Origin of the sequence: Comamonas avium (genome assembly GCF_014836675.1) — a bacterium.
Taxonomy (GTDB): Bacteria; Pseudomonadota; Gammaproteobacteria; order Burkholderiales; family Burkholderiaceae_C; genus Comamonas; species Comamonas avium.
Genome location: NZ_JACSQK010000013.1, coordinates 1 through 12,189 on the forward strand (window position 1 = coordinate 1; position 12,189 = coordinate 12,189).

Here is a 12,189-nt window from a genome sequence, read left to right on the forward strand (position 1 = left end):
CCCGTCAGCGTCAATGCGCCAGCACCGGTCTTGGTCAGGCTGCCGCTGCCGCTGATGGCTTGCGCCAAGGTGGCATCTGTTGTTTGGTTCAACTGCAGCGCTGCGTTGTTGACGATAGCGCCGCTGCCCAAGCTACGCACAGAGGCCACCAACTTGCCAGCACTGATGGTGGTGCCACCCGTGGAGGTGTTGTTACCAGCCAGCGTCAGCGTGCCTGCACCAGTCTTGGTCAAGTCGCCGCTGCCGCTGATGGCTTGCGCCAAGGTGGCGTTGCTGGTTTGATTCAACTCCAACGCTGCATTGTTGACGATAGAGCCGCTGCCCAGATTACCCACAGAGGCCACCAAACGGCCAGCACTGATGGTGGTGCCACCTGCGTAGTCGTTAGCGCCGCTCAGCACCAAGGTAGCAGATCCAGTCTTGGTCAAGCTGCCGTTGCCAGTCACATCACCTGCCAGTGTCAGGTCATGGCTACCCGCAACTGTCAAGGCACCATTGAGCGTCACATCGTTGGCCAGAGTAACAGCCTTGTTGCTATCCAATATCGTGCCATTTTGAGCAATCAATTCACCCGCGCCCAGCGCTGCGTTGTCGCCTACCACCAGCGTGCCACCATCCAAGACTGTGCCGCCGGTATAGCCGTTGGCAGCATTCAGAACCAAAGTGCCCGCATCCAGCTTGACAAGGGTATCCGTACCGCTAATCCCTACATCAAGGGTTGCAGTGACGTCACGATCAACGCGCACAATCGTGTTACCTACAGCACCGGCCAGTTTCAGTGAACCCGCAGTACCGCCTTGCAACGTATAGCCATCAGTGACGAACTGCATGCCGGTGACGGTTTGCGCGCCATTGACGGTGACCGTGCCGGCATTACCCTGGAACACTGCAAAGCTGTTGGTCCATGCTTGGTTCGTGGTGCCGTTGACATCGGTCCAGTTGGTGGTTCCGGTGCCCCAGGTGCCGCTGCCGCCCTCAACCGAACCGTTGGCCACCAGTTGGTTGCCATCCCAAAACTGGACAGTGACACCCGGTGCTGTGACTAACAGGTTGATCTGATTGGCCAAGGCGGTTTGCAAAGTCAGATCGCCCGGAGTGACGTTGCCCGGCAGGGAGCCAAACAACATTCCGTTGTCAGTCAGGCCGCCGGTGTAGTTAATCAGCCGATACACGCCACTGCCAAAACCACCGATGTCGCTGACGTTGAGGGTGCCGTCAAGGGTCAGGTTGCCGCCAACGCTGACCAACGCATTGCCGCCACCTGACACCGGTGTGCCGAGGCCGACGTCGAAGTTTGAATTGCCGTTGAACACCAGCGAACTGACGTTCAGCGTACTGCCGGTGACGCCCACGAGATGACCGCCATCGGCCACCGTCAAGGCACCGGTCAGGGTGCCGCTGCCACCGAGGGTGCCGCCGTTGTTGACCAGCACATTGCCGCTGGCCAGCGAACCGTTGATCTGCAAGGTACCGGCGTTGACGTTGGTGTTGCCGGTCAGATCGCTGATGCCGCTGAGGGTCAGGGTGCCGCTGCCGAGTTTGCTCAGGCCACCGTCACCGCTGAGGATGCCGGCGAAGGTGCTGCTGACGTTGTTGCCACCGAGGCTCAACGTATTGCCCGTACCGATCAGCGCAGTGCCGCTGCCAGTGAGGGTGGCAAGGCTGCCCGAAGCACCGAGATTCAACGTCGCGCCGCCTGCAAGATTGACCGTGGCATTGTTGCCCAGCGCCACGCCACTCAGCGTAGTCAGGCTGCCGGACGCCACATCGAAGGTGCCGCTGAAGGTGTTGCTGCCGCTCAGGGTCAGGTCGGACAGACCATTTTTGATCAATGTGCCGGCGCCGGCGACGATGCCGCCGAGTGTCAGGTTGTTGTTGCCGGCCAGAGCCAGATTGGCATTGACGTTGAGGTTATTGGCCAGCACCAGTGGCGCGGTGTTATCTAGGGTCGAAGCACCCGCCACGGTCAGCGCTCCACTGCCCAGCGACGCGCCTGTACCAAGGCTCAGCGTGCCGGCATTCAGCGTGGTACCGCCGGTAAAGGTGTTGATGCCGTTGAGTGTCAGGTTCGACGCGCCGTCCTTGATCAAGCCACCCGCGCCGCTGACCACACCAGCGATGGTCAGATTGTTGCTGCCGGTGTTGCTCAGATTGGCGTTGAGCACGACGTTGTTGCCCAGGCTCAGCGCGCTGTTGCTGTCCAGCGCCGAGGTGCCGGCTACGGTGAGATTGCCCAGACCCAGTGCCGAGTTGCTGCCAGCGGTCAGGGTACCCGCGTTCAGGGTGGTGCCACCGAGGAAGTTGTTATTGCCGCTGAGAGTCAGGTTGGCTGCGCCGTTTTTGCTCAGGCTGCCGGCGCCGTTGAGCGTGCCGGCCAGGGTCAGATCCGCCGTGCCACCAATGCCGAGATTGCCGGCCAGATTCACCGCGTTGTTCAGCGAAACCGCGGTGCTGGCATCCAGCGAGGTGCCGCCCGCAGCATTCAAAGTGCCCGAACCCAGCGCCGAGTTCGACGTCAGAATCAGTCCGCCAGCATTCAGTGCTACCGGGCCGAGGAAGGCGTTGTTGCCGCCGAGGGTCAGGTTCGCCGTGCCGGTTTTGATCAGGCCACCGGTGCCGCCAATCACGCCGTTGAGGGTCAGTGCATTGCTGCCGACCACGGTGAGGTTGCCGTTGAGCGTTGCCGCGTTGGCCAGTGTCACCGCTGCGTTGCTGTCCAGTTGCGTACCGGCATTCGCCGTCAACGTACCGGTACCGAGCGCCGTATTGCTGCCGACGATAATCTTGCCGCCGTCCAGTTGTGTGCCGCCGGTATAAGTGTTGGCACCGCCGAGCACCAGGGTGCCGGCGTCGAGTTTATTGAGAATGCCGCTGCCATCGATATTGGCATTGATGGTCGCGGTCACGCCCGGATCGACGCGCAACGAAGTGGTGCCGCCGGTGCCGTTGACCGCCGTGAGTTGCCCCGCCGCACCGTTGACCACGTTGTAGCCATCGGTGAGAAATTGCATGCCGGTGAACGCTTGCGGGCCGTTCACCGTCACCGTGCCGGCGGTGCCCTGGAACACCGCGAAATCGCCGGCCCACGGTTGGTTGACCAAACCATTGGCATCGGTCCAGTTGGTACCGACCGCGTTCCAGGTGCCGCTGCCTCCATCGACCACACCGTTGGCGATGGTCTGGCTGCCGTCCCAGTAACGGATTTTGCTGTTCGACGCGGAGACTTGAATGTTGATCTGATTGGCCACCCCGGTCTGCACCACCAAATCGCCAAGGCCGTAACCGACGGGCACGCTGGCGACATCCAGCCCCAGATTGGTCAGGGCGCCGATGTAGTTGAACAGGCGATACACGCCGACGCCAAAACCGCCGGCATCAGTGACGTTGAGATTGCCGTCAAGGGTGAGGTTGCCGCCGACGTTCATCAGCGACGCGGTCGACGGTGTGCGCAGTGCTACATCAACGTTGCTGCCGGCGCCAAGAGTCAGAGCACTCGCCGACAAGGTGTTGCCCGACAACAACGCCAGATGCCCACCGTTGTTGATGTTGACCGCGCCGAGCGCAGAGCCGGTACCGGTCAGCGTGCCACCGATATTGACGTTGACTTGCGCACTGCCCAGCGAACCAGTGAGATTCACGATACCGCCATCAATCGCGGTGTTGCCGGTGATGCCGCTGATCCTGGTGAGGTTCAAGGTACCGGTGCCGACTTTGACCAGACCACCGCTGCCGCTGAGGTCGCCATCGAAAGTGCTGGTGACGTTGCCGGTGCCGACGGTCAGCCGGTTGCTGCCGGTCAGTTGCACACTGCCGCTACCGGTCAGCGCACCGAGGCTGGCGTTGCTGCCCAGATTCAGCCAGGCGCCGGCGCTGATATTAACGCCGGCGGTATTGCCCAGCGCGTTGCTGTTGAGGGTGGTGACGCTGCCCGAGACGATGTTCAGCGCGCCGGTAAAAGTGTTGTTGCCCGCAAGGGTCAGATCCGACAGACCGTTTTTGGTCAGGTTGCCGGCACCGCCGATGACGCCATTCAAGCTCAAATCGTTGTTGCCGGCAACCGTCAGCCCGGCGTTCAAAGTGATCGCGTTGCCGATGCCGAACGATGCACTGTTATCCAGCGTCGCCGCGCCGCCGAGGATCAGTCCGCCACTACCCAGACCGTTGGCATTGCCCAAGGTGAGCGTACCGGCATTCAGGGTGGTGCCGCCGCTGAACGTGTTGCTGCCGTTGAGAGTCAGGTTGGCCGCGCCGTTTTTGATCAACTGGCCTGTGCCGCTGGTGACGCCGCCGAGGGCCAGGTTTTGCGTGCCGCCAACGGTCAGCGCCGCATTCAATGCGACCGCGTTGTTGAGGCTGACCAGCGGCGAATTGCTGTCCAGCGTTGCGGCGCCAGCGACGGTCAATGCACCGGAGCCCAATGCAGAACTGTTGCCGACGGTCAAGGTGCCGGCATTCAGCGTGGTGCCGCCGAGGTAGTTGTTGGCGGCGTTGAGAATCAGATTGGCCGCACCGTCTTTCACCAGACTGCCGCCGCCGCTGAGCAGCCCGGTCAGGGTCATATTCGCCATGCCACCGATGTTCAAGGCACCGGCGAGCGCCACGGCATTGTTCAGGCTGACGGCCGTGTTCGCGTCCAGCGTGGTGTTGGCCGCCGCGTTCAACGTGCCGGAACCCAACGCGGTGTTGCTGCCGACAATCAGTTTGCCGGTGTTCAACAGGGTGTTGCCAAAATAACTGTTGGCGCCGTTGAGGGTCAGGTCGGCAGCGCCCTTCTTGGTCAGTCCACCGATACCGGCGACCACGCCGCCGAGGGTCAGCGCATTGGTGCCACCCAGGGTCAGGGTGCCGGCGAGGTTTACGTTGTTGGCCAGCGTCGCGGCGGTACTGGCATCGAGGGTGGTGCCGTTCGAGGCGTTGAGTGTGCCGGTGCCAAGGGCTGTGCTGGAACCGACAATCAGTGAACCGGCATTCAGCGCCGTGGTGCCGGTGTAGGTGTTGCTGCCGTTGAGGGTCAGGCTCGAAGCGCCGGTTTTGATCAGCCCGTTGCCGCCACTGATCCCCCCGCCAAGGGCCAGCGCGTTGGCGCCGCCAGCGGTGAGGTTGGCGTTGAGAATCACGTTGTTGTTCAGGGTCACGGCCGAGCTGCTGTTGAGCGTGCCCGCACCTTCCACTGACAAAGCGCCGGTGCCCAGTGCCGCGCCGTTGCCGACCGTCAGACTGCCGGCATTCAGCGTGGTGCCGCCGCTGTAGGTATTGGTACCGTTAAGAGTGAGATTGGCGGCGCCGTTTTTCACCAGTTGGCTGGCGCCGCTGATCACCCCGCCGAGGGTCAACGCGTTGCTGCCGCCGATCCCCAGGCTGTTGTTGAGAATGACCGCGTTGTTGAGGGTCACTGCCGCATTGCTGTCGAGGGTGGCCACGCCGCCGACGGTGATGTTGCCGCTGCCGAGCGCCGCGTTGGCACCCGCGGTGATCGTGCCCGAGTTCAACGCGACTGCACCGAGGAAGGTGTTCGCTCCGTTGAGAATCAGGTTTGCCGCGCCGTTTTTGGTCAGCCCGCCGCTGCCGCTGACAATCCCGCCCAGGGTCAGGTTGGCGCTGCCGCCGACAGTCAGGTTACCGCCAAGGGAAACTGCGTTGGTCAGTGCAACTGCGGTGCTGGCGTCGAGTGTAGTGCCTGCCGCCGTGGTCAGTGCACCTGTGCCCAGCGCGGTGTTGCTGCCGACCACCAGACCGCCAGCATTAAGCTCTAGGCCACCGGCAAAGGTGCTGTTGCCATTGAGGGTTTGCGTTCCAGCGCCCACCTTCACCACGCTGCCGTTGCCTGTGAAGATGCCATTGAACGTCTGGTTGCTGCCGTCACTGCCAAAAGTCAGCTGGTAATTGCCTAAGTTAATGGTGGTATTTACCTGTCCTGACAGAGAGTCAGCACTGTCAGTAGCAGTGAGAGTGAGCACCGGATCGGAGGAAGTCAAATTCAGATTGCCTAAGGCAGCCAAGGCATTGCCCCCAGCGCAAAGGGCCAGCACAGCCAACCACACCTGGGCGCTCTGGCGCAGGCAGAAGCGGGGGGCACTTGCCTGTACCGCATCCACGGGGCGGCGGCAGGTGGTACGGGAGCGGCTAGCCTTGCCGCCCGTACTTGCAGTCTCAGGTGCAGCCACCCAGCAGCCCAGAGTCGCGTTCCATATAGATCGGTAAATGTGGTTCATGTGACAAAGCCTTGAAAGCGTATGTATTCGTGTTGTTGCGCTTCAAAGCCTGTCATCAGGTTGCCCGAAGCCCTAAAAATCGGAACAGACAGTAACATTCATATCCTGATGTGCCCATACCTGAAACTAGGTATTTTTAGACCCATCGCACATTGCGTATACGATTATTGCTATAAGGTTTATATAAATAATCGAATAATCGACTGCACCTTGCAGCTATGGAATCACGGCCTTGACCGGTCAAGCTGCCCGGCAGACTCTTGCATCAAGGGCATGTCCATCAGCTCTTGCTGCCAGCTCTGTGTATCTGTCGCTGCACTGTCCGAGTAGCTTGTTGGCGGTTGTGGCGTAGTCGCGGACGGCGGCTGCGGAAGCCGTGGCAATTCGCTTGTCGGCTTCACTGAGCTGGTCGCGCAACCGGCCAGCATTCCGAGTGGCAACAGCAGCAGCCCCAGCAAGGCGCGCTTGTTCTTGAATAGGTGCATTGAGTGCCTCTTGGTAATTGGTATCGATGGCCTGGGCCACAGCAAAAGTGCCCGCATCGCGCGCGGCCAGCTCTTCGGTGTGGGCCAGTTGGATCTGTGCAATGTTTTGGCCCAACCGCCAGCCGTTGACGGCCCAGCCCGCGCCAAAGATCAAAGCCGCCCCCACTGCGGCTGCAATGGTGTGCACCTTCATGCCAAGCCCCCTTCACACATCTGGCGCTCTGCAGCGCGGCGTTGCACCAAGCCGGGCAGCTGCTTGCCTCCGGCATACGTCCAGCGGCTGAGTTCTGCGCACGCGCCCTGCACATCGCCCGCATTGGCTTTGCGCACCAGCGTTGATTTGCAAAATGCGCCCTCCCCCACGTTGAAAGCAAAGCTGAGAAAGGCGGCGCGCTGGCCATCTGTGAGCGGCTGGGTAATACAGCCCAGAGCGTCGGCGTGCTGCACAAGGTCTTGGTAGAGCATGTCCTGGCACTGCTGGCGCGTGAAGGTTTGGCCCATGCGCAGCTCTGGGCCTGTGTGGCCAGTGCAGGCGGTGATGATGCCAATGGGGTCACGGTAGGTGCGCAGCACCGGGCCTTCGTACTTGGCAACCAAGGGCACCACAGGCGCGGCAGCACTGGCACCAATCGCAGCAATCAGTTTGGTTTGCCAAAAACAGCAAAGCCCGTCGCGCAAGCGATGGCAGGTCGGAAAGCTACGACCGCAAAACAGAGCTTTGTGACAGTGGGCTGCGGTTTGAAACATGTTCAAATCAACGAGCAACACCGCAAAGGAGGCGGTTAAAAAACATGCAACCAATGAAGTACAAAAATATTCTGGCAGCCATAACCACCGTTCTGGTGTTGGCAGCATGCGGACAAAAAGTCGAAGTGCCACCTGCACATGTCGGCAAAATAATGACCAAGGATGGCTACCAGGACAACCTGATCCCGACCTCCAAGTTCCGTCTTGGCAAGTGCTGGGCGTACTGTGATCGACTGGTTTTACTTGACGTATCCGATAAGGCCTATCAAGAGGCTATGACCATTTTCATTCCTGAAGACAAGTTGAACTTGGATGTGACCATCCGCGCAACGTTAAGCATCAACCCCAAGAAAACAGCCGAACTGTTCAATGCAATTGCTCCGACAGAAGTCTCTGGAGATATTTCGACCATTGCCAATGAGCAGGTGTACCGCACCTATGCAAGCCAGATCATTCAAGCCCAAGTGCGTGAGTATTTGAGCAAGCTTTCGATCAGTGAAATTGCTTCTAGCAACGAAAAAATCAACTCTGACTTGCGGATCCAGCTAGGCAATGCGATTGAGGCCTTGACCCCCTTCTCGGTGCGCTTTGTTGGCATTACCAATCTGAAGTACCCCAAGATCATTACTGACGCACAAGAGTCAGCCGCTGAGCGTCGCGAAGCCATTCAGAAAGAGGAAGCCCAGCTGGCCATCTCCAAAGCTCAGTTAGAGCGTGAGCTGCAAGAAGCCCGCCTGCAGCGCGCTATTGACAAGGAAAAGGCAGAGACTGAAGCCATGTCTCAAGCAGTGCTAGCCCAATCCGTGGACTCCCGAGTGCTGCAGCTACGCAAGCTGGAAAACGAGCGTGCTTGGATTGAGAAGTGGAATGGACAGCTGCCCACAACAACTCTGAGCGATGCGGTCCCCATGGTGAGCATCGGCAAATGATTCTTCTGATCAACCTCATACCGTTTTTGATTGCGGCCATTGGCTTTGGCTTGAGTTGGAAATTCAAGAAACTATGGATTGCAGCAGCAACCGTTGCTGCGCTGTTTCTGTACTTTCAAGCCCAACCCTCCTACATGCCAAAGGGTGAAATTGCCCGATCAGCGCCTCCTGTATTCGTTGAATCGGAAGCCGGCATCGAAGATCGCATCAGCAAGCCAGTTCCAGGCAATGTGCGTGATCAGCGTATGCAGGATGCGGTCAAGCAAGGCTTAGACTTCAAGCAGTAACAATCTCTGCACCAACCAAAAACGCCTCTCAGGGCGTTTTACTTTTCTTGTAAGCCACCCCTGCACACGCTCGGCTGGCTTTATTGCTGGGGGAAACCAAAGCCTTGTGACAGAGGGCTGCAGTTTGAGACTCAAGCCTGTGTTACTTACGCATTGATACAACGTGGGTATTTCTTCAGGAGCATCGTGCAGACGTGAAGGCCCGTTTGGCTTTCTCTAACTTAAGGAGTTAGTCCAATGCAACACACATCCACTCTGGCCTGAACATCCTTGGTCAGAGACAAAGGTAAGAGCGACAAGCTGAGCGATCTTCGCCTGGTCTAAAGCAGCCAGGACAAACTCAGAACAAAAAGCAGCAAGACGATGCTTTCAAGCAGAGTGTGTTTATTTTCTGCATGTCGCTCTTCCGTCCACCAAGCCATCAGCCCGCATCGAGCGGGCTTTTTCATGCCCAAACTCTTAGGCTGTAGCTGAATTTAGCCAGTCACAGATTCAGCAACAGGATCGGTACAGATGCGATCGCGTCCAGCGCCTTTAGCTTGATACAAAAGCTTATCCCCTTCATCGATAGCAGCGGAGAGGCTTCCACCAAGCGGCATAGCCGTAATCCCAAAGCTAATTGTCAGCGGCTGACCTTCAGGCATTGCATCATTCGAAGAGCTAACTAATTCACGGATGCGATCAACAATTTGCTCTGCGCTTTTGACATCTGTGTTCACTAGCAAGAGGACGAATTCTTCACCACCAAAACGAGCTACCAAGTCTTGATGGCGCACTTGGCTGCGCATGGTGAGCGACACCTTTTTCAGCACCTGGTCACCACGTTCATGCCCCCAGCGGTCGTTGATGTATTTGAAGTGGTCAATATCTCCAAAAGCCAGAGAGATAGGCTGCAGTCGACGGTCATTAATCAATGACTCAGCGGCCTCAAGGAATGCTCTTCGATTGAGTAGTTCGGTTAAGGGATCATGGTCGCGCTCATCACTTAATTTACTCACGGTCCCCTGGACAGCGCATGCAAGAAACAGGAATGTAAAAAGCATGCAGAAAGTCATTGAGCCAATCGTCGTGACCACCCAAAACTTAGACAGGACGAAGTTGTTTAGCTCTGCAGAGCCCATCGCGAGAACTATGGCTGGTCTGAGCATTGTGTAAATGCAGAACATTACATAGATCCAGTAAAGGACAACCTCAAGACGTTCACGTTTGCGCGGCAATTTGAAAATTGCAGGGGCTGGTAGAACTTGTATCAATCCCAACGCGATACCCAGCGCGTGGATCCGAAGCAGAAGATCCTCTTCAACCAAGCTGAAGAACGCAAGAATCGCCAGCGTTGTTAAGCCAATTGCGAGGCTAAGGCGTGGGCGTGATGGAACTCCATACTTGTCAGCCAGTGCACGGGCACCAAACCACGCTCCTAATAAATAGCCCAGCCCTGATACCGTACTCCAGATGGCAATCTGGCTTCGATCAAGAAGCGTTTGGAATCCCAGTGAGACCCCTGTAAATGCCAGCGAACACCCTAATAACAGCAGGTACCGATGATCGCGCTTTAAATACCAAACCGTAAAAAGCGCAAGGCTCAGCATCACAATGGCCGACGGTGCCACCAGCAAATAGGCTTGGGCGTTGTTTATGGGCATGGTGAGCCTTTCGCAAGCAAAAGTGCTCACTAACAAAACGTGTTGAGATAAAACTAAACATGAGCAAGAGGTAAACCCACCTCTTCTTACTCAAAATTAATACTATCAAACCAATGCGTGTGTAAACACTTTTTTCGCTTATCCCGAGGCACTGAACTAGCCTCGTTTTTGCCTGACTGAAGCTTCCTAAAGTTGGCAAGCATTAATCCACGCCCTTTATCAGCTCCCCGCCCTGCACGCGCTCGGCGGGTTTTTCATTTCTGGAGCCCGTTATGTCTCGCTACACCGCCTTACTCAATAAAGCGCGAAGGCGCGCTCACCCAGCTTTTAGCGCCCCCGCCGAAACGCTGGAACAGCGCGAGACAAAGCGCCGTCTCAAAGCTGAAGACGAAGGCAGTCTTTACCTGCCATCCAAAGCGTGGCTGCTGGAGCAAGCCGCGCGCCAAACCAGCCCTCAACCACCAGTTGCCAAATAAGGAGAACCCGATGCGATTCATCTTCAAAGCCAACGGTCGCGCCAGTGCCGACACCTTCGCCAGCAGAGACGCTGCATACGCCGCCGACCTGCTTTGCTCGGGTGGTGTGATTGCCGGGTCATCACTGCAGCAGCAGGAAATTTAGCATGACACCGCACCCCCAATTGCAGCGAATGCCCCGCTCTAAACCCCGCTTCAAGCCCACCAACAAGTGGGCTTTGTTGCTTCTGGTCGCCCTGTTTTCCTCAATCGCCTGGAGTGCTCTGTGCGCCTGATGTTCCACGCTTTCTTGCGGCTCTTCGTTTCTTCCATTGCAGCAACTGCTGCGGTAGTGGTCACCCATATCTAAAGAGTTAATGAATTTATGTTCTCGAACCTGATCATCTATCGCACTGCCCAGCAATGGCAGGGCTCGCTGGAGCAAGTGGAAGAGGCTCTGCAAAAGACACCTTTCATGGCCTGCGGAGCAACCCAAGAGCATGCAGAGGGCTGGATTCCTCCGCGCGGCCACGAGCACGGCCTGCTGGCTGAAAGCGTTGGCGGCCAGTGGATCCTGCGCTTCATGAGTGAATCCAAAATGCTGCCCGCCAGCGTGCTCAATCGCAAGGTGCAAGAGAAGGCTGACGCGTGTGAAAAAGAGTTTGGCCGCAAGCCCGGCAAGAAAAAAAAAGCGCGACCTGAAAGACGAGGCCAAGCTCTATTTGCTGCCCATGGCATTCACCAAGCAAAGCAGCATGTGGGTGTGGATCGATCCGCAAGCCAAATTCTTGGTGCTGGATACCGGCGCCCAGGGCAAGGCTGACGAAGTGGTCACGTTGCTGGTAGAAGGCCTCAAAGGATTTGGCGTGTCCCTGCTGGACACACAAACCAGTGCCCAGGCAGCCATGGGCCATTGGCTGTTGACGCAGAAAGCACCCGTGGGCTTCAGCATTGACCGCGAGTGCGAACTGAAAGCAGCCGATGAATCCAAGTCCGTGGTCCGCTAAGGCCGCCACCCTCTGGATATTGACGAGGTAAAGCAGCACGTAGAGCACGGAAAGCTGCCAACCAAGCTTGCTCTGACCTGGGATAACCGTGTGAGCTTCTTGCTCACGGACAACCTGCAGCTCAAGAAGCTGAACTTCACCGACACGGTGCTGGACCAAGCGGGTGATGAAGGCGGCTTTGACACAGAGGTGGCCATTGCTACGGCCGAGCTTGCAAAGCTGATCCCTGACTTGATTGAAGCCTTGGGTGGCGAAGGCCGCACGGAAATTGGCCTGCCGTCACCCTGCGCCACCACCTTGGCAGTTTGCGTGTCTCGCGCAGGTGCAGTGACTGGGCCAGCCAGCGCGCCAGACGACACAGCAACGCGGGACGCTCCGTTCTAAACAAAAAACCCGCGTAATGCGGGTTTTGTTTTTGCCAGGT

The 12,189-nt window shown here is 57.9% G+C and carries 8 protein-coding genes and 1 pseudogene; 5 read left to right on the plus strand and 4 right to left on the minus strand.

From position 1 onward, the window contains the following. The 3 genes from H9646_RS18105 to H9646_RS18115 form a co-directional block, all read right to left on the minus strand. Positions 1–6,212, minus strand: a 6,212-nt coding sequence (locus tag H9646_RS18105) for an autotransporter-associated beta strand repeat-containing protein (protein WP_191724799.1), incomplete at its 3' end; no start/stop codon positions are given. Between the two features lie 240 nt (positions 6,213–6,452). Next, positions 6,453–6,890, minus strand: a complete 438-nt coding sequence (locus H9646_RS18110) for a hypothetical protein (RefSeq protein WP_191724800.1) — start codon at positions 6,888–6,890, stop codon at positions 6,453–6,455. Next, complete coding sequence (locus H9646_RS18115; protein WP_225214323.1) at positions 6,887–7,375, minus strand: lysozyme; 489 nt, start codon at positions 7,373–7,375, stop codon at positions 6,887–6,889. The genes H9646_RS18110 and H9646_RS18115 overlap by 4 nt, the downstream gene beginning before the upstream one ends. A 113-nt stretch (positions 7,376–7,488) precedes the next feature. Here H9646_RS18115 and H9646_RS18120 point away from each other — a divergent pair, with 113 nt between their 5' ends. Both H9646_RS18120 and H9646_RS18125 read left to right on the plus strand, forming a co-directional pair. Beyond that, positions 7,489–8,373, plus strand: coding sequence for an SPFH domain-containing protein (locus H9646_RS18120; RefSeq protein WP_191724802.1), 885 nt, complete (start codon positions 7,489–7,491; stop codon positions 8,371–8,373). After that, positions 8,370–8,660, plus strand: coding sequence for a hypothetical protein (locus H9646_RS18125; RefSeq protein WP_191724803.1), 291 nt, complete (start codon positions 8,370–8,372; stop codon positions 8,658–8,660). The genes H9646_RS18120 and H9646_RS18125 overlap by 4 nt, the downstream gene beginning before the upstream one ends. A gap of 476 nt (positions 8,661–9,136) precedes the next feature. Here H9646_RS18125 and H9646_RS18130 read toward each other — a convergent pair whose 3' ends face one another. After that, the gene (locus H9646_RS18130; protein WP_191724804.1) at positions 9,137–10,303 is read right to left on the minus strand and encodes a GGDEF domain-containing protein; all 1,167 of its coding nucleotides are present in this window, start codon (positions 10,301–10,303) and stop codon (positions 9,137–9,139) included. A gap of 272 nt (positions 10,304–10,575) precedes the next feature. Between H9646_RS18130 and H9646_RS18135 the strand changes: the two genes are divergently transcribed. The 3 genes and pseudogenes from H9646_RS18135 (at position 10,576) to H9646_RS18140 (ending at position 12,149) form a co-directional block, all read left to right on the plus strand. Beyond that, entirely contained in the window at positions 10,576–10,779 is a 204-nt protein-coding gene (locus H9646_RS18135; protein WP_191724805.1) for a hypothetical protein, read from the plus strand. A 10-nt stretch (positions 10,780–10,789) separates the two neighbouring features. Further along, positions 10,790–10,924: a hypothetical protein gene (locus H9646_RS18615; RefSeq protein WP_263598972.1), complete on the plus strand. Its 135-nt coding sequence runs from the start codon at positions 10,790–10,792 to the stop codon at positions 10,922–10,924. Positions 10,925–11,143: 219 nt separating this feature from the next. Then, positions 11,144–12,149, plus strand: a pseudogene (locus H9646_RS18140) (recombination-associated protein RdgC). Positions 12,150–12,189 lie beyond the last annotated feature (40 nt).